This is a genomic window from Rubrobacter sp. M3-4, from assembly GCF_059772285.1.
The window spans coordinates 1-21,282 of sequence record NZ_JCBAJP010000008.1; the positions used below are offsets into that span (position 1 = coordinate 1).

24 protein-coding genes are annotated in these 21,282 nt (G+C 65.3%); 13 read left to right on the top strand and 11 right to left on the bottom strand.

Going from position 1 to position 21,282, the window contains the following annotated elements; genetic code table 11:
- The 4 genes from AC6EKW_RS10165 to AC6EKW_RS10180 all read left to right on the top strand — a co-directional run.
- Positions 1 to 684, top strand: a 684-nt coding sequence (locus AC6EKW_RS10165) for a C40 family peptidase (RefSeq protein ID WP_498514311.1), incomplete at its 5' end; no start/stop codon positions are given.
- 219 nt (positions 685 to 903) lie between these two features.
- Entirely contained in the window at positions 904 to 1,356 is a 453-nt protein-coding gene (locus AC6EKW_RS10170; protein ID WP_498514312.1) for an ATP-binding protein, read from the top strand.
- 88 nt (positions 1,357 to 1,444) lie between these two features.
- On the top strand, positions 1,445 to 2,695 hold the full coding sequence (locus tag AC6EKW_RS10175) for a glycosyltransferase (protein ID WP_498514313.1): 1,251 nt from the start codon (positions 1,445 to 1,447) through the stop codon (positions 2,693 to 2,695).
- Between the two features lie 38 nt (positions 2,696 to 2,733).
- Entirely contained in the window at positions 2,734 to 4,182 is a 1,449-nt protein-coding gene (locus tag AC6EKW_RS10180; RefSeq protein ID WP_498514314.1) for an alpha,alpha-trehalose-phosphate synthase (UDP-forming), read from the top strand.
- A 23-nt stretch (positions 4,183 to 4,205) separates the two neighbouring features.
- Here the strand turns inward: AC6EKW_RS10180 and AC6EKW_RS10185 are convergent, their stop codons facing one another.
- Entirely contained in the window at positions 4,206 to 4,664 is a 459-nt protein-coding gene (locus AC6EKW_RS10185) for an Asp23/Gls24 family envelope stress response protein (RefSeq protein WP_273886529.1), read from the bottom strand.
- A 134-nt stretch (positions 4,665 to 4,798) separates the two neighbouring features.
- Positions 4,799 to 5,503 (bottom strand): hypothetical protein, encoded by a 705-nt coding sequence (locus AC6EKW_RS10190; RefSeq protein WP_498514315.1) that lies wholly within the window; start codon positions 5,501 to 5,503, stop codon positions 4,799 to 4,801.
- A gap of 180 nt (positions 5,504 to 5,683) precedes the next feature.
- Here AC6EKW_RS10190 and AC6EKW_RS10195 point away from each other — a divergent pair, with 180 nt between their 5' ends.
- The 8 genes from AC6EKW_RS10195 (at position 5,684) to AC6EKW_RS10230 (ending at position 12,046) form a co-directional block, all read left to right on the top strand.
- A complete protein-coding gene (locus AC6EKW_RS10195; RefSeq protein WP_420541996.1) occupies positions 5,684 to 6,322 on the top strand; it encodes a hypothetical protein in 639 nt (212 codons plus the stop codon).
- Positions 6,323 to 6,340: 18 nt separating this feature from the next.
- Positions 6,341 to 7,693 (top strand): cytochrome ubiquinol oxidase subunit I, encoded by a 1,353-nt coding sequence (locus AC6EKW_RS10200; protein ID WP_273886533.1) that lies wholly within the window; start codon positions 6,341 to 6,343, stop codon positions 7,691 to 7,693.
- 44 nt (positions 7,694 to 7,737) lie between these two features.
- Positions 7,738 to 8,448: a QcrA and Rieske domain-containing protein gene (locus AC6EKW_RS10205; RefSeq protein ID WP_273886534.1), complete on the top strand. Its 711-nt coding sequence runs from the start codon at positions 7,738 to 7,740 to the stop codon at positions 8,446 to 8,448.
- 22 nt (positions 8,449 to 8,470) lie between these two features.
- Complete coding sequence (locus AC6EKW_RS10210; protein WP_273886535.1) at positions 8,471 to 9,241, top strand: cytochrome b; 771 nt, start codon at positions 8,471 to 8,473, stop codon at positions 9,239 to 9,241.
- An 83-nt stretch (positions 9,242 to 9,324) separates the two neighbouring features.
- Positions 9,325 to 9,810, top strand: a complete 486-nt coding sequence (locus tag AC6EKW_RS10215) for a cytochrome b family protein (protein ID WP_273886536.1) — start codon at positions 9,325 to 9,327, stop codon at positions 9,808 to 9,810.
- Between the two features lie 3 nt (positions 9,811 to 9,813).
- Entirely contained in the window at positions 9,814 to 11,181 is a 1,368-nt protein-coding gene (locus AC6EKW_RS10220) for a cytochrome ubiquinol oxidase subunit I (RefSeq protein ID WP_498514316.1), read from the top strand.
- Complete coding sequence (locus AC6EKW_RS10225) at positions 11,144 to 11,296, top strand: hypothetical protein (protein WP_273886539.1); 153 nt, start codon at positions 11,144 to 11,146, stop codon at positions 11,294 to 11,296. The genes AC6EKW_RS10220 and AC6EKW_RS10225 overlap by 38 nt, the downstream gene beginning before the upstream one ends.
- A 108-nt stretch (positions 11,297 to 11,404) precedes the next feature.
- A complete protein-coding gene (locus tag AC6EKW_RS10230; RefSeq protein ID WP_273886540.1) occupies positions 11,405 to 12,046 on the top strand; it encodes an LON peptidase substrate-binding domain-containing protein in 642 nt (213 codons plus the stop codon).
- Between the two features lie 16 nt (positions 12,047 to 12,062).
- On the opposite strand, the gene AC6EKW_RS10235 is transcribed toward AC6EKW_RS10230, so the two are convergent.
- The 6 genes from AC6EKW_RS10235 to AC6EKW_RS10260 form a co-directional block, all read right to left on the bottom strand.
- A complete protein-coding gene (locus AC6EKW_RS10235) occupies positions 12,063 to 13,004 on the bottom strand; it encodes a mechanosensitive ion channel family protein (RefSeq protein ID WP_498514317.1) in 942 nt (313 codons plus the stop codon).
- 7 nt (positions 13,005 to 13,011) lie between these two features.
- A complete protein-coding gene (locus tag AC6EKW_RS10240) occupies positions 13,012 to 14,070 on the bottom strand; it encodes a D-alanine--D-alanine ligase family protein (RefSeq protein ID WP_498514318.1) in 1,059 nt (352 codons plus the stop codon).
- Between the two features lie 72 nt (positions 14,071 to 14,142).
- Positions 14,143 to 14,697, bottom strand: coding sequence for an HDIG domain-containing metalloprotein (locus AC6EKW_RS10245; protein ID WP_420542005.1), 555 nt, complete (start codon positions 14,695 to 14,697; stop codon positions 14,143 to 14,145).
- A gap of 58 nt (positions 14,698 to 14,755) precedes the next feature.
- Positions 14,756 to 15,244, bottom strand: coding sequence for a hypothetical protein (locus AC6EKW_RS10250; protein ID WP_498514319.1), 489 nt, complete (start codon positions 15,242 to 15,244; stop codon positions 14,756 to 14,758).
- 79 nt (positions 15,245 to 15,323) lie between these two features.
- Positions 15,324 to 16,025: a uracil-DNA glycosylase gene (locus tag AC6EKW_RS10255; RefSeq protein WP_273886545.1), complete on the bottom strand. Its 702-nt coding sequence runs from the start codon at positions 16,023 to 16,025 to the stop codon at positions 15,324 to 15,326.
- Complete coding sequence (locus tag AC6EKW_RS10260) at positions 15,994 to 17,202, bottom strand: 2,3-bisphosphoglycerate-independent phosphoglycerate mutase (RefSeq protein ID WP_498514320.1); 1,209 nt, start codon at positions 17,200 to 17,202, stop codon at positions 15,994 to 15,996. The genes AC6EKW_RS10255 and AC6EKW_RS10260 overlap by 32 nt, the downstream gene beginning before the upstream one ends.
- A gap of 95 nt (positions 17,203 to 17,297) precedes the next feature.
- Here AC6EKW_RS10260 and AC6EKW_RS10265 point away from each other — a divergent pair, with 95 nt between their 5' ends.
- On the top strand, positions 17,298 to 18,209 hold the full coding sequence (locus AC6EKW_RS10265; protein ID WP_498514321.1) for an MBL fold metallo-hydrolase: 912 nt from the start codon (positions 17,298 to 17,300) through the stop codon (positions 18,207 to 18,209).
- A gap of 34 nt (positions 18,210 to 18,243) precedes the next feature.
- Here AC6EKW_RS10265 and AC6EKW_RS10270 read toward each other — a convergent pair whose 3' ends face one another.
- From AC6EKW_RS10270 to AC6EKW_RS10280, 3 genes are read right to left on the bottom strand one after another with little or no spacing between them, the layout of a single operon-like run.
- Entirely contained in the window at positions 18,244 to 19,659 is a 1,416-nt protein-coding gene (locus tag AC6EKW_RS10270) for an NAD(P)(+) transhydrogenase (Re/Si-specific) subunit beta (RefSeq protein WP_498514322.1), read from the bottom strand.
- Complete coding sequence (locus tag AC6EKW_RS10275) at positions 19,656 to 19,967, bottom strand: NAD(P) transhydrogenase subunit alpha part 2 (protein WP_273886549.1); 312 nt, start codon at positions 19,965 to 19,967, stop codon at positions 19,656 to 19,658. The genes AC6EKW_RS10270 and AC6EKW_RS10275 overlap by 4 nt, the downstream gene beginning before the upstream one ends.
- The gene (locus AC6EKW_RS10280; protein WP_498514323.1) at positions 19,967 to 21,244 is read right to left on the bottom strand and encodes an NAD(P) transhydrogenase subunit alpha; all 1,278 of its coding nucleotides are present in this window, start codon (positions 21,242 to 21,244) and stop codon (positions 19,967 to 19,969) included. Before AC6EKW_RS10280 ends, AC6EKW_RS10275 begins: the two co-directional genes overlap by 1 nt.
- Positions 21,245 to 21,282 lie beyond the last annotated feature (38 nt).

Below are 21,282 nucleotides of genomic sequence, written 5' to 3' on the forward strand. Positions count from 1 at the left end.
GAGGAGGCCGCCGCGAGTGAGGCCGCATCCACCGGCCAGAGCACATCCCCCGTCGCCTCGTCCCCTTCGTCTTACTCCAGCGTGGCGAGCGCCGGAGCGTCCGGGACGGACCCGGCTTCGGGGACGGGGGGGACCGGGCGATCCCCTGCCGCGAGTCCCAGCCCGGACTCCTCCAGGACCGGCGGGTCGTCCGGAGCATCTTCCTCCGCGGCGAGCGGCGCCGCTGCCACCCCGTCCGGCGGGGCGCAGCAGAGCAGCGGCGCGTCCTCCGGGCCCTCGCAGCCTTCTGATCCCTACTCCTCGTCTCCGGCCAGCGGGCAGGGCGGCTCAGCCTCCGGGTATGCGGTGGTCGAGGAGGCCAAGACGTGGCTCGGGGTTCCTTACGTGTGGGGAGGTGCCTCGCGGCAGGGCGTCGATTGCTCGGGGCTGACGATGGAGGTCTACGCCCACTTCGGCATCTACCTGCCCCACTCCGCCGCCGCGCAGTACTCCTACGGAACCGCGGTCTCGAGTCCCTCTCCCGGGGATCTCGTCTTCATGAACTTCGACGGGGGGAGCTCCATAACCCACGTCGGCATAGTGGTCGGTGGAGGGCAGATGATCGACGCCCCCTATCCAGGGACGGTCGTGCGCTACGATCCCATCTACCCGCAGTACACGATAGGGTACCGGCACCTCATCTGAGGACGTAGGAGGATTTCCGGGGGGAGGAGGGGCCCCTCCTCCCCCCTTGGGCTTCCGCCTTTTCGAGGAAGATGGGTTCCTCGGGGAGGAGATTTTCCTTCGGCCTGGTTAACTGCGGGCACCAGATGGGTAAAGATACGCTCGTAGACATGGATTTTACAGAGCTTTCGCGGGGAAGCCCGTCACGATGATGGAGATGGTCGGAGGCCAGAGGAACAGATGAACCGGGAGACCACGAAGTCCGAGAGCAGGGCCGGGAGGGGATTCTCTGAGCCCGTCTCGCTCAAGCTTCCGAGTCACCCGGAATATATCCTGCTCGCCCGGCTGGTCGTTGCGCGGATCGGTCAGCTCGCCGGCTTCGGCCCCGAGGACGTCTACGATCTCAAGCTGGCCGTCACCGAGGCGGCGACCAACGTCATCAGGCACGCTTCGGTCGACTCTTTCGAGATAGAGTATTTCGCCCGTCCGGGGTTCGTCGAGATTACGGTCATGGACGAGGGGGGAGGGTTCGACGTCGAGGATCTCACGCGTTCTCCGGATGGCGAGGGAGGGTTCGGGCTGGCGGTCATCCGCGGGCTCGTCGACGAGGTGATCCTCAACTCCACCCCCGAAGGGACGCGGCTGAAGATGATCCGACGCCTGCAGGAGGAGGGTGGCAAGAGGGACCGCTAGTTTACCCCGCGCTACTTGCTTATTGCGCAGGGAACAATAAACTACGCTGCGTGAGTCGGTTGCCATCTTCCGTCGCTGAGAGGGTACGGTGCTGCAGCGCGTAAACCCCGGGAACAAGGCGCTCGCGGACTACCGCAGCATAGTCCGCCGCGAGCTCTACGAGGAGATACAAGAGCTCCGCCTGCGGCTCAAGGGCCGGCGCGTGCTGCACATCAACGCGACCAGCTTCGGCGGCGGGGTCGCGGAGATCCTCTACACCCTCGTCCCGCTCACCCGCGACGCGGGGCTCGAGGTAGAGTGGGGAGTGATGTTTGGGGCCGAGCCCTTCTTCAACGTCACGAAGGGCTTCCACAACGCTCTGCAGGGGGCCGACTACGAGCTCTCCGTCGAGGATAGGGCGATATACGAGGAATACAACCGGCAGTCGGCGCGGGCGCTGGTGGAGGCCGGGGAGGAGTGGGACATAATCTTCGTGCACGACCCGCAGCCCCTCCTCATAAGGCACTTCTCGCAGGGACTCTCCGAGCGGACTCGCTGGATCTGGCGCTGCCACATAGACTCCTCCACGCCCAACCGGGCCGTGCTCGATTACCTCTCGCCCTACATAAAGGATTACGACGCGCAGGTCTACACGATGCGGGATTACACCCCGCCGGACCTCGAGCTGCCGAACCTCGCGATCGTGCCACCGGCCATAGACCCGCTCTCCCCCAAGAACATGGCGCTCTCGGCCGACGACGCGAGCTACATCGTCAGTCAGTTCGGGGTGGATGCCGAGAGGCCGTTCCTGCTCCAGGTCTCGCGCTTCGATCCCTGGAAGGACCCTCTGGGCGTCATAGACGTCTACCGGCTGGTCAAGGAGGAGATCCCGGAGATACAGCTCGTTCTGGTCGGTTCGATGGCTCACGACGACCCCGAGGGGTGGGAGTACTGGTACAAGACGACGAGCTACGCCGCCGGAGACGAGGACATCTTCCTCTTCTCCAACCTCACCAACGTCGGGGCCATCGAGGTGAACGCCTTCCAGTCGCTGGCCGACGTCGTGATCCAGAAATCCATCCGGGAGGGGTTCGGCCTGGTCGTCACCGAGGCGCTCTGGAAGGGAAGGCCGGTGGTCGCGAGCCGGGTCGGGGGGATCCCGATGCAGCTCGAAGGGGGAGGGGGCATCCTCATAGACACCGTGCCGGAGGCCGCCGCCGCCTGCGTCAAGCTGTTGCGGGACCCGGAGTTCGCCTACACGATGGGCCGGAGGGGCAAGGAGCACGTGCGGGCGAACTTCCTGATACCGCGTCTGCTGCGCGACGATCTCCGGCTCTTCGCTAAACTACTGGGGGTGTAGAGAAGAGGGAGTCCCGGCAGCGCTTTCGAGGGGGTGAGATGCCCGGCGGTCGTTTCGTCATAGTGTCCAACAGGGGGCCATTCACGTTCTCCCGCGACGAGTCAGGCAAGAGGACGTATAGCAGAGGAGCGGGGGGGCTGGTGACCGCCCTCACCGCCGTGGCGCGTCGCAGCGAGGGCTCCGTCTGGCTCGCCTCGGCCACGACCCCGGAGGACGTCGAGGTGGCCCGCCGGGGAGAGGTACTCGAGGTCGAGGAGCTGCGGGTGAGGCTCGTCGAGCACGACGAGGGCGCTTACGACATGATGTACAACCGGATAGCCAACCCGTTGCTCTGGTTCGTGCAGCATGGGCTCTACGATCTCCCCTACCATCCCCGGCTCGGGGAGGGGACCAGAGCCGCCTGGGAGGAGGGGTACCTGGCGGTGAACCGTAACTTCGCCGAAGCCGCCGCCGAGCTCGCGCGCCGCGAGAAGGCCGACGCCGTGCTGCTGCACGACTACCAGCTTTACATGACCCCTCTCTTCCTGCGCGAACGCCTCGGCGAAGATGGTTTCGTCTCCCTCTTCGTGCACATCCCGTGGCCCGGGCCCGAGGAGTGGCGCGTACTTCCCCGCTACATGAGAGAGGGGATTCTGGAGAGCCTGCTGCAGACGAACGTTCTGGCCTTCCACACCGCGCGCTACGCCCGCAACTTCCTGGATACGGTCGCAGACGTGCTCGGCGCCAGGGTGGACCGGGACGAGAGTATGGTGCTCCATGAGGACAGACGCGTGTGGGTGCGACACTATCCTATCTCCATAGACCCGGCGGAGTTCGAGGAGCTCTCGCGCAGCGAGGCCGTCCTCGAGCAGGAGGAGTTCGTGAAGAGGCTGCCCGGCAGGCTCGTTCTGCGGGTCGACAGAATGGATTTGTCGAAGAACATCGTGCGCGGATTTCTGGCCTACGGGCGCATGCTGGAGCGACATCCCGAGATGCGGGGGGAAGTCACCTTCCTCGCCCAGCTCCAGCCCTCCCGCGGTGGGGTGCCGGAATACGCGGCCTACGCCAGGGCCATAGAAGAGGCGGCGGAGGAGGTCAACCGGAGATGGGGTGGCGGAGGTTGGCGCCCCATAGAGCTCTCCATGCAGGACAACTTCCCCCGCTCTGTGGCGGCCTACAAGAACTACGACGTGCTCTTCGTCAACGCCGTGCGCGACGGGATGAACCTGGTCGCCAAGGAGGCGGCCGTGGCGAACGAGACGGACGGTACCCTCATCCTCTCGGAGACCGCCGGAGCGCACGAAGAGCTCGGCGAGTACGCCATCAGCGTCAACCCCTTCGATCTCGACGAGCAGGCCGAAGCCATCTACCGCGCTCTGACCATGCCCGAAGACGAGCGGCGCGAGAGGGCCCGTTTCCTGAGGCGGGCCGTCGAGAAAAATACCATCGAGGACTGGGTGTCCGATCAGGTCAGCGACATGGAGGAGTACCGCAAAAGCGTGGGATGACCCGACCGGAACGGAGAAAGCCTCTATGTATCCTGCCGCTGGCTCTTCTCTCCTGACGCTTCCTGTGGGAAGAAGATGTTGCTCACGGTTATGTTCACCTCCGTGACCCTGAGGCCCACGAGGTTCTCGATGCGGTTTATGACGTTGCGGCGGACGGCCTCGGTGAGCTGCGGGATCGACCGCCCGTACTCGGTGGACATCACGAGGTCTATCGCGGCCTCTTCCTGTCCCACCTCGACCGAGACCCCCTGCGTCTGACCGCCGCCGGTGAGGCTCCCGATGAAGCCTCCCATCGCCTGGGAGGTCGCGCCGCCCATCCTGATGCCGTCCACCTCCTGCGCCGCGATGCCGGCCACCTTGGCCACCACGGTCTCGGATATGCTCGTGCCGCCGCGTTCGGTCTGTAGCGGGCTCGGACGCGCCTCGTGGGGCGCTCCCTGTTCGGGGATTCGGCCTGCTGCGGGGGTTTGCTGTTCGCTCACTGACGGGCTCCTTTCCGAAAGCGTCTCCGGTTCGCGCTCCGAACCAGCCGGGAAAGGAATCTTTGGCCTCTCCATGGCTGGTCGCGCGAACGTAGTCTTACTCTACCCCCATCGTCGTCCGCGGAAACCGGAGTTCAGTGCTTGACGAGCGGGGTGTTGCGGCGCCAGAGCAGCCAGATCACGGACAACGCCCAGACGGCGAAGATGATGGAGTAGGTCGGGAAGATCCGGCGATAGTAGCCGGGCGTCTCGCCGGTCTCCACCACCGGTATGCTGCGGTCGCGCGGCAGGTGTGCCTGCTGTAGAGCGGCCTGGGTCGTGCTCGGGAAGATGACGCTGCCCACCGTAGAGAGCTTGCCCTTCCAGACCCGCTTCCCACGCTCGTTGACGTTCGGGGCACCCTGAGCGATCGTCCCCGGCGCTCCCTTGCTCGTCTGGATCAGTAGGTGGTCGCCCGTCTCCTTGAGCCTGAAGTAGAAGTAAGAGACCTCGTAGCGAGAGGAGACCGCTATCTTCGAGGCCGGGCTGCCGTAGGTCTTGAAGTCTTTGCCGTAGTCCGGCGTGCCCCGGACCTCCACGTAGTCGCCCGGGTGCACGTTCTGCGGCAGGTGCCCCGAACGCAGCTCACCGGCCGTCAGCACCTTGGGCTCCTTCTGCAGGCCGTAGATGAAGTTGGAGACGACGAGCGAGGCGGAGAGCGTGAGCACGAGCACGAAGAAGAGCCTCGAGAGCAGCGAATAGTTACGCTTCATCCAGGGCCAGAGGCCCCGCTTGCCGTATCCCTCCCGGCCGTAATGGTCCGGGGTGTCCCGCCCGGTGTCGCTCCTGTGAGTCTCCATCTCCCACATTCTAACCGAAGCCGGCCCCCGGTTCGGCGGGGTGCAGAGAGGAGACGGGGAAGCGTGTGAAAAAATTACTTCCCGGGTGTTCGAGGGGGGTGGTTTGCGGGGGGCGAGCAATGGTAAGCTGGTTCCGCTAGAATCGCGCTACAAGCGGGGCTGGAACGTGGAGGTGTGAGCTTGGAGAAAGGGCAGGAGTCACCGAAGCCCGAACCCGAGTACACGGTCGTGGGCGTCATAGACGACGGGGAGCCGCTCAACCGGGCCATCAAGGAGATAAGGGATCTCGGCGTGAGGAACGACGACCTCACCGTGATCCTCAAGCGCAAGGACATCGACGAACCCGAGCCCTTCCCTGCTGGCACCCGCTACATCGTGGTCCCCGACGACCGGCGGGGGCTGGAGGTTCCGATAGGATTCTCCATAGTGTTCGTGCTCGTGGGCATCTTCTTCGCTCTCATAACCCCTCCCGTGGGAGTGCCGGCGCTGGTCTTCTTCATCGCCATCGCCGCGATCCTTCTTGCGTCCTCCTCGTTGCGGGTGGGCATCGCTCCCATCCTCACCGACATGGAGCCCCCGCGTGAGGAGGCGGACATCTGGGGTGAGCAGTTCGAGATGGGGAAGGTTCTCATCTTCGCCAGCACCAAGGAGAGGCGTCTTATCCGGCCGATAAGGGAAGCGCTTCAGTCGGCGGGCGCCACGTACTACATAGTGGACCGCAGGCTCGAGCCGAGGGCCATACCGCAGGCCGTGATGCGGCGGGCGGGAGAGCGGCGCCTGCGAAGTGAATCTGTTGCGGACCGCTCCGGGAGCGTCTAGAGAGGAAGGGTTGATCCTGTGGGTGAGGTGATCTTCTCGGGTTTGCACGCTACGCTCGCTCAGGTGGACCTGAAGTCGGGGATACATTTCTCTCCCCGGGCCTTTACGGCCATCGTGATCCTCATACATATATTCTTCGCGGAGCTGTTCGTCGGGTTTGCGATAGCCTCGCCGGTTCTGCAGGCGTGGGGGGCACGGACCGGCAGCGCCAGGATGGACAAGCTCGCGCACTCGATGATCCGCTTCAACGTGCTCACGTTCAGCACGGGAGCGACCTTCGCGGTGCTCTTCCTGGTGCTCCTCGTGGGTTTCTACCCACAGGTTACGGCCTCGCTCTTCACGCACTTCTTCTACTTCTTCCCGGTGATCGCGATGATCTCGATGATCGCCGCGCTGTGGTCCATGTACTCCTACTACTACAAGTGGGACCGCTACAGCGTCCTGAACAAGAGACGGCACATCGCGATCGGGTTCCTCTCCGGGTTCGCCATCTGGGTGTGGATGGTCATCCTGAGCGGGGTGGACACTTTCATGGTCGACGGGGGTGGGCCGAACGGCAAGCTCACGAGCGGCAACATCGCGAGCGTAGGTTCGGCTTTCAAAGGTATCTTCAACCCGATGCTCACGGAGATGGTCCTGCACCGCACCGTCGCGAACCTCTCCTGGCCCGCCTTCGCCCTCGCCGCGTGGGCGGCATTTCGGTACATGCGCTCGAAGAGCGCCGAGGACAAGGCCTTCTACGACTGGGCCTCCTCGCTCGGCCTGACGTGGGGGGTGGGCTTTTTGCTGCTGCAGCCGTTCGTGGGCTTCGGGCTCGCCTACGCCATGAAGCAGGCGCAGCCGGCCAACCCGGCGAACCCCCAGTACCCGGGCTCCTTCGACCGTCTGATGGGGGAGGGGCCGCAGGCGGGCAGCTTCACCTCGCACCTGCTGTACTTCAACCTCATCCTGGTCGTCGCGCTCTTCGTGCTCTCCAACCTTGGAATGTATCTCGGTGCCGTACGGCATCCCGACCGGGGAGGGCAGGTGGCCATAAGGGCGTTCGGGCTCGTCGCCACGATAGCGGGCCTCTACTCGATCGCCCCGCCCGCGATGTTCCCGGTCTTCTGGGTACGCTACATCGCGATGGCGGTGATGGCCGTGGCCACCTTCGGGACGCTCGTCGCCTACGTGCGCGGGAGGCTGCGTTTCCGCTACGGTAGCCCCAGCGCCTGGTACCGGGTCACGATCATGGCGCTCGGGGTCATCGCCGCGACCACGGCCCTGAGCATGGGGCTCATGAAGTCCAACTCACGATATCCGTACACGGTATATAATCAGCCGGGGTATACGGTGAACGAGAGCCCGCCGCCGACGAACTTCGGCAAGTAGCTTGGCCTGCGCAGGAGGAGTTTCCGGAGAAAGGACGGCAGAGGTTGGCAGAGCTACAGAAAGATCCCATCACCCGCAGCGACTTCCTGGGGTTTGGGGCGATGGGGGTGGTCATGGGAGCCGTACTCACGATACCCCCAGCGGCTTATCTGCTCCAGCCCGTCATACAGGCAGACTTCGAGGGGAAGACGAACGTCTCGCAGAAATGGGTCAAGCTGGGGTCGATCGAGGAGATCCCCCACGACACGACACCGAAGCTCTACAGGGTATCCTTCCCGATCTCCCAGATCTACGGCAGCGAGAAGATCCAGAAGGAGAGCGGGGTCGGCGACACCAAGTGGGTCGTGGAGAACGCCATCTACGTCTCGTGGAAGGCCCCGATAATCAAGAACGTGCCCACGGGTGTGGGGCCGGACAAGATAGGCAAGAGCCAGCCGCCACAGTTCGTCCTCAAGGGGCTGAAGAAGCCCCTCTCGCAGGCGCAGATAAAAGAGGCCGAGCAGAAGCTCAACGTCATGAGCAACTCCTGCGCGCACCTGGGGTGCCCGGTGCGCTGGGTGGACAACCAGCAGCTCTTCCTCTGTCCCTGCCACGGAGGGCTCTACGACATAAACGGCAACTGGGTGGGGGGCCCGCCGCCCCGGGGGCTCTACCACATGGAGCACAAGGTGGGAGAGGATGGGGCTCTCTACGTCAGGCACAAGTACGTGAACGTCGGCGGCAAGAACGGCTTCCAGCGTCCGTTCGTGGCCTAGAGAGGAACCGGGAGGAGCTTCGATGGGCAGGATAAGAACCCAGACCTCCGAGCTCGGGAGGTCGCTGGTGGACTGGATGGAGGATCGCACCGGCATCGTCACGTTGCTGGAGCATTTCCTCTACGAACCGGTCCCGAAGAGGGGAGCGTGGCTCTACACCCTGGGGAGCGCGACCCTCTTTCTGATAACGCTGCAGTTCCTCACCGGGATCCTGCTTCTGTTCTACTACGTGCCCACCACGGACCACGCGTGGAACTCGATCTACTACATAATGCACGACGTCTACTTCGGGAAGCTCATCCGGGGGATCCACTACTGGTCGGCGAACTTCCTGATGGCGGTCATCGGGCTGCACATGGCACGCACGTTCTTCTCCGGCTCCTACAAGGCACCGCGGGAGATGAACTGGGTGGTCGGCGTGGTCCTTCTGCTGCTGACCGTCGGGCTGGCGTTCACCGGGTATCTCCTCAGGTGGGACCAGGACGGCTTCTGGGCGTCGGTCGTCGGGATGAAGATCGGCTCCTACACGCCCTTCATCGGGCCGTGGGTGATCCACTTCCTCCTCGGCGGGGACGTGGTCGGGCCGGCGACCCTCTCCAGGTTCTTCGCCATCCATGTGTGGCTCTTGCCGGCGCTTTTGGCCCCCTTCATCGGGATACACCTCTTCCTCCTGCGGCGTCACGGCGAGTTCGGCGCCGAGTTCGAGTACACCAACCGGCTGGCCAAGCTGCGTGAGAACCGGCAGGCCGAGGAGTACAGCCGCTACGAGCTCGATGAGGAGGAAGAGGAGTGAGAGTTCTTACTTTGCGGAACGGGTTTCTCCCGCATAATGGCGGGAAAATCGGGTCGGAAGCCGAGAAGAGAGGGTTTTAGGCCATGGAAGTAGCGCCAGGAAGATCCAGGCCCGTAGAGGAAGAAGTAATAACCGAGGAGAACGTCTACGACCGTCCGGACGAGACGATGGCGTTCTTCCCCGGACAGGTGCTCAGGGACGGGTACGTTTCGACGGTGCTGCTCATCGCCATCTGCGTGCTTTCCTATGTCTCGCCGGCGCCGTTGACGCACCCGGCGAACCTGGCGACGCACACCTACGTGCCGCGGCCGGAGTGGTTCTTCTTCTTCTACGAGCAGATGTTGATGTTCTTCCCCGGCTACGCTCTCATCTCCTTCGGGGCGGTCATCGTGCCGCTGTTGTTCATCATCCTGCTCTTCGCGCTGCCCTGGCTCGACCGCACGCCCAGCTACAGCCTGACCAAGCGACCCTTCGCTATAGTGGTCGGGTTCCTCATAATCGCGACGATAATTTTGAACATGCTCCTCGGAATCAGCCGGGTGATGAACTTCCCCGGGGCAGGAGGTTGATAGATGCCGATAGGTGACCTCAACGTACCTGTAATCGGTAAGAACGTCGTCATCGCGACGCTGGTTCAGACGCATGTGCTGATAGCGACGTTCATCCTCGGGTCGGCGCTCATCGCACCCACCGCCGAGTACCTGGGTATGATCACCAAGCAGAAGCGCTACGAGCGCTTCGCCCGAAACCTGGCCCGGTTCATCGTGCTGTTGTTCGCCTCCGGGGGGGCGCTCGCGATAGCGTTCGTGCTCGCGCTCATCACGCTCTTCCCGGTGTTCTTCTCCTACCTGCAGAACATCTTCTTCTGGGTGTTCATCTTCGAGGCGTTCCTGTTCCTCGGGGTCATCATCGTCATCTACGCCTGGTACAACACCTGGGACAAGCTCGCCTACCGCAAGACGGTACACATAGTCTTCGGCTTGGTGGCTGGTGGTGTCGGGCTCGTCCAGATGACGATGATCGACGTGGTCGCCTCCTACATGCTCACGCCGTCTGAGGCCCCGATACAGGACGTGGCCCGCACCTACCTCGACCCGACGTTCATCCCGCTCAACATGCACCGCTTCGTCGGGAACTTCTCCTACGTCGGGTTTTTGATCGCCGGCTGGGCCGGATGGCGTTACCTGAGGAGCACCAAGCAGGAGGATAGGGAGTACTACGACTGGATGGGTCACTGGGGCCTTCTGTGGGGCTTCGGCTTCATGCTGCTGCAGCCGGTCATCGGCTACGGGTACCTCAAAGCGATCCGTGAGGCCTCCCCGAAGGCATTCGACGTGATGATGCTCGGCAACGAGGCCTGGCACTTCAACTTGCTGATGCTCCTGCTCGCCATCCTGGGGATCTCTTCGGTCGCGTACTTCGTGCACAAGCTGCGCTTCGCGATAAAGCCGATGGAGACGACGCGCAAGATCACGATAGGTGCCCTGGGCTTCACGGCGCTGTTCTCGATTTTGAACGTCATCCCGTTCACCGGCAACATAGCGCCGCAGGTCGGGCTCGTCTTCGGCAACTCGCAGATACCGCTCGGGGCTATGTACCCGTGGAAGTTCATCGGCCTCATCGGGCTGATGCTCGTCGGGTTCGTCGCGGTGGGGCTCTACCTGAAGGCCTCGGCGACCGGGTTCCACTGGGGTCGGGCGAGCCGCTGGAGCCAGTACATGCTGATGGTGTGTGCGGTCACGATAGTGCTGACGATGATAGATATGGGCTCGGCGCGCGAGTCGGCCCGCCGGCTGGACAACAACCCCGGCTACCTGATAAACGGCTGCATCACGCTCAACCAGAAGATAACGCCCAAGACCTGTCCGGCGGGTGACAGCCTGTTGAAGGGGGTGAAGAACAATGGAGGTAGCGCCGTTCCTGGCTCTTCTGGCAAGTAAGCCCACCGAGCCTCTGACCGGAGGCCCGCTGAACCTGTTCATAGGGTTCTTCCTGATCCTGTGCATCTTCAGCGGGGCCCTGCTCTTCACCTACTGGATCAGCAAGAACGAGTAAGCGGTCAGGAGAGGTTTACCGGGGCCGCTCGCCTTCCGCGGCGAGCGGCCCCGGCTTCTCGGCGGGTGGGTTAGAATCCCGTTCGAGGAGACCGGAAAGGAGTGCGTGGTGGCCGAGGACATACCTCTTTTCCCGCTCAACGTCGTGCTCATGCCGGGGGCACCGCTGCCGCTGCACATCTTCGAGGAACGATACAAGCAGATGATCGGGGAGTGTCTGGAGGAGGACAAAGAGTTCGGGATGGTGCTCTCCGACGAGTCCGGGACTCGCGAGGTCGGGTGCACCGCGCGGATCGTCGAGGTTCTGGAGCGCTTCGAGGACGGGCGGATGAACATCCTTGTCGAGGGCTCACGACGTTTCAGGCTCAACAACATCCTCACCGGCAAGCCCTATTACGTCGGGGAGGTCGAGTACATAGAGGACGAGCCGGAGGATGGGGAAGAGATAGAGGGGTTGGCCCGGGAGTGCATCTCCCTACTCGAACGGGTCGTGAAGGCTGCCACCGGGGGATCGGTGGGGATAGAGATAGAGCCGCCCTACCAGAACCTCTCCTTCGCCATCGCCGGGCGCATAGACTTCGAGTCCGAGGTTCGCCAGCAGATCCTGGAGCTTCCCACCGAGAAAGAGCGGCTGGAGAGGCTGAAGGTGCTCTTGGAGCGCGCGGCCGAGAGGCTCGAGCGAGAGCGCGAGAACCAGCGCAGGGCCGAGAAGAACGGCTACCTGCACAAGGGGTGGGAGCGTCCCTCCTGAGGGTGATAGGAGGTTGTCAGCCTCCCTTCTCCCGGGGGACGAGCCTTCTGATCCTACCGAGGCTCGAGCTGTCCACGTCGTAGATCAGGGGCTCCGCGAGGAGGGCGTCTTCCCCGGCTGCCGCCTTTATCCGGCCGACCAGCCCCTCCCTGACGAGCCATTCCGTGGAGGGGAGCACGCCGACCCGTATCCTCAGGCGGACCATCCCCTCCCGGTCCTCGCGGCTGATGAGCCGGGGAGGGCTGACGTAGAGGCTGGCGGACTCCTCCAGCGACCTCGACACCCGCGTGGCCGCACCATCGTCCTTGAGCTGAACCTCGACGGTGAAGCGCTGCTGCCCCGAGACGTAATTGGTCACGCCCGTGATGGAGCCGTTCGGGACGAACACCAGCTCTCCCGAGGGGGTTCTGAGCTTGGTCGTCCTGATCCCGAACTCCTCGACCAGGCCGGAGACCTTCGTCGGCTCGAGCCGGACGAAGTCGCCCACGCCGTACTGCCCCTCGAAGAGGATGAAGAACCCCGCGATTATGTCCCTGAGGAAGCTCTGGGCGCTGAACCCTATTATGGCCACGAGGATCGATGCGCCGGCCACCGCGGGCAGCGTCTGGCGCAGGAAGATGCTCAGGATGACGAGCGCGACGGTCCCGAAGACGCTGTAGCGCAGGATGTGGCGCGCGAGCGTGATGGCAGTGTCCTGATGCTTTATTCGCGCCAGCGCAGCCTCGTCCAGGACCCCTTCTTCCCGGGGGCGGCCCAGCCGGAAGAGCCTCGGGATGAGGCGTGAGGCGAGTTTGTAGAAGGCGGTGGCCAGCACGATGAGCGCCACTGCGGAGATCACGTTCCCGACGAACTCGGAGCTTTTCAGGTACTGGATCAGGCTCTCTGCGAGTCCCCCAGCGCCCTGCAGACCGTGTGCGGCGGCGTCCTGCAACACGGCGGGCGTCCAGGATCGGGACATGCCTCGCTCAGGTGGAGGTCACGCTCTCTCTGCCGTGCCGGTCGAGAGCGAGTTCTATGAGACGGTCGAGCAGGCGTTCGTACGGCAGGCCGCTCGCGGCCCACAGCCGGGCGTAGACGCTGGTGGGGGTGAAGCCGGGGATCGTGTTTATCTCGTTTATGAGCAGGCGTTCCGTGCCGCGCTCGAGGAAGAAGTCCACGCGGGCCATCCCGGCGGCGTCCAGCGCTTCGAAGGCTGATCGGGCCACACGCCTTATCTCTTCTTTGATTCCCTCGTCCACCGGAGCGGGGACGTGCAGCTCGCTTTTGCCCTCGGTGTACTTGGCCTCGTAGTCGTAGAAGTCGTTGCTCGCGACCACGATCTCCCCGGGGACCGAGACGTCGGGGTTCTCGTTGCCGAGCACGGCGACCTCCACCTCTCGCGCGTCCACCGCGGCCTCGACGATGATGCGGCGGTCCAGGGAGGCGGCCTCTTCGACCGCCGAGGTCAGGGACTCTCTATCACGGGCTTTGTTTATCCCGACGCTCGATCCCAGGTTCGAAGGTTTGACGAAGCAGGGGTAGCCCAGGGAGCGTTCGATCTCGCGGGTTATCGTCTCGCGGTCCCGCGCCCACCGCTCGCGGGAGAACCCCAACCACCGCACCTGCGGCAGCCCGTGGTAGGCGAAGACCTTCTTCATCGTGATCTTGTCCATCGCCACCGCGCTCGCGAGCACCCCGGAGCCCACGTACGGGACGCCGGCCATCTCCAGCAGCCCCTGCAGCCTGCCGTCCTCCCCGTAAGGGCCGTGCAGGACGGGAAAGACCACATCACCCTCCAGCGAGGCCGGGAGCTGAGCGGGGGATGTCGCCGGGAGGAGGTCCGCGCGTGAGGTCTCACCGTCCGCGGCGCGTCTCTCCTCCAGTTCCCGCATGGGGTCCCCCCCGAGGAGCCAGCGCCCCTCGCGGGTTATCCCGACCGGCACTACCTCGTGGCGGCCTTCGAGCCCCGCGATGACGGCCCGGGCCGAGGCGAGGGAGACCTCGTGCTCCCCGCTCCTTCCCCCGAAGATGACCATCACCCTCATCCTGTCCTCTTCCTCCCCTCCGTTTCCGGGGAACAGTATCCTAGCAGAGAGGTGCCGGAGAAGCCCCTCTCTTCAGGCGACGAGGTGCAGCTCGCCGTTTCTCTCCCGCAGGGCGGAGGCGACGAACTCTATGTGTTCGTTCAGGTCGACGCCGAGCTCCTCGGCTCCCCGGACTATGTCCTCGCGGTTGACGCTCGCCGCGAAGGACTTCTGCTTCATCTTCTTTCGCACGCTCTTTGCCCCGAGGCCCTCCAGGCCCTGCGGCCGCACCAGGGCGCAGGCCACGATGAACCCGGTGAGCTCGTCCACGGCGTACAGGGTCTTCGCCATGAGCGTCTCGCGCGGGACGTTCAGGTAGGTCGCGTGCCCCTTTATCGCGTCGATGACGTCCTGCGGGTAGCCGAGCCGCTCCAGCTCGCGTACCCCCGTCATGGGGTGTTCCTCCGGGGTAGGGTGCTTCTCGTAGTCCAGGTCGTGCAGAAGCCCGGTTATGCCCCACTTCTCCTCGTCTTCGCCGAACCTGCGGGCGTAGGCGCGCATGGCGGCTTCCACCGCGAGCATGTGCTTGCGCAGCGATTCGCTCTCGGTCCATCGGCGGACGAGATTCCAGGCTTCCTCACGGTCCATGCTCATCCTCCTCCCTCTTCGAGCTTCGTGTGCGGCTGCGGCTCGTCGCGAGCCGGATTCATCTTCCACCGGAGTAGGAGACGTGGATGGTACCCTTGCGTACGCTGGTCTGCTGCACGGAGCGGGTCGTGTTGCCCACGAGGAGCGTCACCCGCAGGGCGCCCTTGCCTCCCTGCTTCTGTATCCTGCAGGAGAGCCCCTGTCCTTGCAGCCTGTAGCTGAAGAGTTTGGGGACGGTCCCGCTTATGACCGTCTCCTTTCCCCCAGACTCACAAAGCCCGGAGAACTTCACCCCCCGGTCCCCTTCCACGCTCAGCGTGACCTTCCGAGGTGGTGCAGAGGTGGTTCCGGACGCGGTATCTCCCTCCCTCATCGTGGCGGCGGGGGCGGAGGAAGTCCGGATCGTGACCTGCGCCGCGCTGCTCGCGGAGATCGTGGAGGTTCCCCCGGGCGCCCCGGGGGCTTCTCCCGTGCTGCGCTGGGAGCAGGCTGAGAGGAAGAGCAGCGCCACGACCGCGACGAAGGCCACCCCACGGACGCCGACCACGCTATGCCACGCTTTTCCGAACACCCGGATAATTCTAGCAGCCGAGCATGGCGGCGCGTTTTCCTCCGGAATGCGGCGATCATCCCAACCCGGCGAGCTCCTTGCTTTGCCGCAGAACCTCGTCGAGCATCGCCGGGGTGAGGACGCCGGTGAAGGTGTTCTGCTGGGAGACGTGGTAGGAGCCGAGTAGCACGATGTCCCCGACCCTGTGCTCGGCGCCGTGGGCGAATTTGGGCTTCGGGCGCACCGCGAAGAGCCTGAGCGCCGCGTCCCAGGCGAAGGCTCCCAGGCATAGCAGGACCCTGGCCTCGGGCAAGAGCTCCAGCTCGCGCTCGAGGTAGGGCAGGCACGCGTCACGCTCTGCGGGGGCGGGTTTGTTCTGCGGTGGGGCGCAGCGGACGGCGGCGGAGATCCAGACCCCCTTCAACCTGAGCCCGTCTTTTCGGTGGGTGGAGGTTGGCTGGTTCGCCAGGTACGCCCGGTGGAGCGCGGCGAACAGGAAGTCCCCCGAACGGTCGCCGGTGAAGATGCGACCGGTACGGTTCGCGCCGTGGGCGGCGGGGGCGAGGCCCAGGATCACGACCCGCGCCTGCGGGTCCCCGAAGCCGGGGACCGGACGCCCCCAGTACTCCTCGCCCCGGTGGGCGGCCTTCTTCTCGTGTGCCACCTGCTCGCGCCAGGCTACGAGCCTGGGGCAGCGGCGGCAGGAGACGATCTCGCGCTCGAGCGCCGCCAGCTCCGCGGGGAGCTTACGCCCCGTAGCGCTGGAGCTTGAGGGCATGTCCCATCAGCAGGCCCATTATCTCCTCGGCCGGGAAGACGCCGAGCGAGCCGCCCGCGCACGCCCGCTCGCCGAAGGAGTCTGCGGTGGGCAGGGTGTAGGGGGAGTGGAGCAGGAACGGGACGCCGTGCCAGGAGTGGCTCTTGAGCTTGGCGGGGGTGCCGTGGTCGCCGGTCACCGCGAGCACGTCGGGTCCGAGGTCGAGGAGGCGTGGGATCTGGGCGTCGACCGTCTCGATGACGCGCGACTTCCTCTCGTGGTCGCCGTCCTCGCCGGCGGAATCGGTCGGCTTGACGTGGACGAAGAAGAAGTCGTGGTTTTCCCAGTTCTCCTCGAGCGCGGAGAACTCGTCGGCTATCTCGCTCCCGGTCTTAAGGAGCTGCATCCCGGCGAGCCGGGCCAGCCCCCTGTACATCGGGTAGACCGCGATAGCGCCCGCGTCGAGCCGGTAGGTTTCGTCGAAGGAGGGGAGGGCCGGATGCATCCCGAAGCCGCGCATCAGTACGGTGTTCGCCGGGTGGTCGTCCGCGAGGATCCCGTTCGCCTGCTCGATGAAAGCGCCCGCGATCCGGGCGCTTCTTTCTGCCTCCTTCGAGCCGTCGGTCGGCTTTACGGGGAGCGGCTCGAGGCCGGTGCGCTGCGGGTCGGAGTCCGAGAGCGCGTCCGAGAGACCCTCGCCCCGGAAGATCACCACGGCCCGGTACTCCTTCTCGTGCAGGACGAAGGTCTCGACGCCCTCTATCTCGACGCCCGCGTTCAGCTTCTTCACCAGCTCTTCGCCCTTCTCGGAGGGGATGCGCCCGGCTCGCCGGTCGGAGATCTTGCCGGAGGAGTCTTTGGTCGCGAAGTTGAGCCGGGCGGCGAGGTCGCTCTCCTTGAGGTCGAAGCCGACGCCCAGAGCGCTCAGGACGCCGCGTCCGACCCGGTAGCGCAGCGGGTCGTACCCGAAGAGGCCCAGGTGTCCCGGGCCGCTGCCCGGGCTCACCCCGGCCGCGACCGGGCGCGAGAGACCGAGGTCCGAAGCGGCGGCGAGGGTGTCGAGGTTCGGGGTGTCCGCCGCCTCGAGCTCGGTCTTGCCGCCGGGCTCCATCGGGAGCCCCCCGAGCCCGTCCATGACGAGCAGCACGATCTTCGAGTCGGTCTTGACGGAGAGCTCGCGCATGAGGTTCAGGTCCATCTCAGAAGGTCCTCCTCTACTCCAAAGAAGCCACAGCGAGTCTACCAGAGAGCCCCTGTATAATCCGGGTCTGTGGCGACCTGCAGAGGGGGAAGATGAGAATAGAGACCATCGATTTGAACTTCCTCGGCACCGAGCACATCATAGCCTCGTATCTTCTGCGCGGCGAGGGCGCGGCGGCGCTGGTGGAGACCGGTCCCACCACCTGCCTTGAGGCGCTCGAGGGCGGGCTCAGGGAGCGTGGCGTCGCACCGGAGGAGGTGACCCAGGTCTTCCTCACCCACGTCCACCTCGACCACGCCGGGGCCTCCGGTCATCTGGCGGAGATGCTGCCCCGGGCGAGATTCTACGTGCACCGGGTGGGCTACCCGCACCTCGCGGACCCCACGAAGCTTCTGGCGAGCGCGACCCGCATCTACGGCGAGAGGATGGACGAGCTGTGGGGTGAGGTGCGTCCGGTGCCGGAGGAGAGGCTCGAGGCGCTGCCGGGCGAGGGGGAGGAGATAGAGCTCGACTGCGGCGGGGCGCTGGTCGCGCACGACACGCCGGGGCACGCCTACCACCACCTGGCCTACCACGAGCCGGAGAGCGGGACGCTCTTCGCCGGGGACGTCGCCGGCATCCGGATGCCGGGACGCTCGTACGTGCGTCCCCCGACACCGCCGCCGGAGGTGGACGTCGAGGCCTGGAAGGAGAGCATCCAGAAGATCCGGCGGATCTCCCCCGCGAGCCTCCGTCCGACGCACTTCGGCTGCTACGAGGACGTCGAGCGGCACCTGAACGAGCTGGAGCAGCGCCTGGAGGACTGGCTGCTCTTCGTCGAGGAACGAATGGAGCGGGGAGCGGAGCGCGACGAGATCGTCGCCGCGCTCGAGAGCAAGGGCGACGAGGAGCTTCTCGCCGAGGGGGTCGACCGGGAAGAGGGCGTTCACTACGACCTGGCGGGCAACTACCCGATGCTCGTGGACGGTCTGATGCGCTACGTGCTGAAACGCGGCAGAAGGTAGGATCACCTCGCCGGAACGGCGGGTCTGAATGCCGCTACTGGCCGCTCTTTACGGCCGCGATGACGTCCTGCAGGCCCTGTTTGGCGTCGGCGAAGAGCATCATCGTCTTCTCGGTGTCGTAGAAGAGCGGGTTGTCCACCCCGGCGAAGCCCGGGGAGAGGGAGCGCTTGATGAAGACGACGTGTCGGGCGGACTTCACGTCGAGGACGGGCATGCCGGAGATGGGGCTCTCCACCTCCGGGTCGCTCGCGGCGGGGTTCACGACGTCGTTGGCTCCGACGACGATGACGACGTCCGTCTCGGCGAACTCGTCGTTTATGTCCTCCATGTCGTAGAGCCGGTCGTAGGGGACGTCGGCCTCGGCGAGGAGCACGTTCATGTGGCCCGGCATCCTCCCGGCGACCGGGTGGATGGCGAACTTCACCTCCTTGCCGCGCTCCTCCAGCAGGCGGGCGAGCTCGGCCATCGCCCCCTGCGCCTGGGCTACGGCGAGGCCGTAGCCGGGGACCATGATCACCTTCTCCGCCTCGTAGTTCAGGAGCGCGGCCACGTCTTCGGGACTCGCCGCGTTGACCGGGCGCTCCTCGTCCCCTTCAGACTTCTTCACTGCCCCAGAGACGCTGGCGAAGAGGATCTTGCCCAGCGGTCTTCCCAGGGAGCTGCTCATCAGTCGGGTCAGGATGGTGCCCGAGGAGCCGACGAGCGTCCCGCTTATGATGAGGACGTAGTTGCTCAGGACGAAACCGCTCATCGCCGCCGCGAGCCCGGTGAAGGCGTTCAGGAGCGAGATCACGATCGGCATGTCCGCCCCGCCTATCGGGACGACCAGGAGCACCCCGAGCCCGAGGGCGAGGAAGAACAGGACGGCGATCGAGGCGAAGGGGGAGAGGAACGGGAGTATCGCCCCGCCGGCGATAGCGTTCGCTCCGCACAGCAGCGCGACGAGGAGGACCGCGGCGTTTACGGTGCGCTGCAGCGGGAAGGAGACCGAGCCGGTGAGGAAGAGGTCCTGCAGCTTGGAGAATGCGATGACGCTCCCGGCGAAGCTCACGCAGCCGATCAGGATGCTCAGGACCGCGGTTATCGAGCCGACGAGCGTCTCCGGGCGGGTGCCGAGCACGTCGGCCTGGTAGAACTCGGAGAGCGCGATCAGGGCGGCCGCGCCGCCTCCCACCCCGTTGAACGCGGCGACCATCTGCGGCATGGCGGTCATCTTGACCTTCTGGGCGCTTACGGCGCCTATCGCCCCGCCGATGACCATCCCGGCGAGGATCTCCGGAAGGCTCAGCGTCCCGGTGATGAAGAGCGTGGTGCCGAGCGCGATGAGCATCCCGAAGGCGGAGATCGAGTTGCCCGAACGGGCGGTCTCGGCCGAGCGCAGCCGGCGGATGCCGAAGATGAAGAGGACGGCGGCGAGCAGGTAGGCGAGGAAGGCGGGGGCGGCCGTCACCGGGGGCGCCTCCTTCTTCGCGCCGGGCGGGCGCGGAACATCTCGAGCATGCGGTTGGTGACCCAGTAGCCGCCCATCACGTTCATCGAGCCGAAGACGACCGCGATGAAGCCTATGACCCGGGTGAAGGTGTCGCCGGGGGCGGCGAGCGCGAGGATCGCCCCGACGAGCACGATCCCGTGGATGGCGTTCGTCGCGCTCATGAGCGGGGTGTGCAGCAGGCTGGGGACGCGGGTGATCAGCTCGAAGCCCAGGAAGGCGGCGATGACGAAGACGGCGAACTCGGAGAGAAGGAGCGTGCTCGACACTAGCCCCGCCCCCTCTCCAGCGCCTCGCGGGTGGGCTCGTGGCGGATCTTGCCGGCGTGCGCGATGCAAGCGGAGGCGGTGATCTCGTCCTCGAAATCGAGCGAGAGCTCACCTTCCGGGGCGAGGTGTTTTAACACGTTCTCCATGTTGCGCGAGTAGAGCTGGCTCGCGTGGATGGGCATCATGCCGGGGACGTTGACCGGACCCATGATCTTGACCAGCCGGTGCTCGACGGTCTTGCCGGCCTCGGTGAGCTCGCAGTTGCCCCCGCTCTCGGCGGCGAGGTCGACGATCACAGATCCCGGCGCCATCTCCTCTGCCATCTCGCGCGTTATGAGGATCGGAGCCCTCCTCCCCGGTATCTGGGCTGTCGTTATGACGAGGTCCGTCGTGCGCAGCTCCCTGCGGATGAGCTCCCGGTCCTGCCGCTGCTTCTCTTCGGGCTGGAGCGTGGCGTAGCCGCCGGTCCTCTTCATCGATTCGGCCTCGGCGGAGGTCTTTCGCCCGTTCTTCTCCCGTTCTTCCGGGGGCTCGGCGAAGGAGTTGAAGCCCAGCGCGACCATGATCCTGGCGAGCCCCTTCGGCTCGTACTCCTCGTAGGGCTCCTCTTCCTCCTCCGGTTCTTCTCTCTCGGGCTCCAGAAAGCGGGCTCCCAGGGATTCCACCTGCTCCTTGACCTCCGGGCGGACGTCGAAACCCGTGACCTCGGCGCCGAGCCTGCCGGCTGTGGCTATCGCCTGCAGCCCGGCGACCCCGGCCCCGAGCACCAGGACCTTCGAGGCCCTCGTGGTCCCGGCTGCCGTGGTCATCATCGGCAGGTATTTGCCGAGCGCGTTCGCCCCGAGCAGCACGCTCTTGTAGCCCGCGATCGAACTCATCGAGGAGAGGGCGTCCATCGACTGCGCCCGCGAGATGCGCGGGATGGCCTCGAGCGAGAAGACCGTCACGCCCTTTGCCGCGAGCCGCGCGACGAGCTCCGGGTACATCGGACCGTTGAGAAAACAGACGAGGAGCTGCCCATCGTGCATCATCTCGGCCTCCTCCGGGGAGGGACGGAGCACCTTGACCACGGCGTCGGATTCGCCGTATACCTCCTCCCGGGCTTGCAGCACCCGCGCTCCAGCCTCCTCGTAGGCGGAATCCGGGTTGTACTCCCGGCCCGCCCCCGTCTCGACCAGAACCTCGAACCCCAGGCGTACAAGCCGTGCGACCGTCTCCGGTACGAGCCCGACCCGATTCTCTCCCGTCGCCCTCTCCCTCGGGACCCCCAGTTTCATGGAGGGCATTCTATCGTATCGGATGGAGCTTGACACCT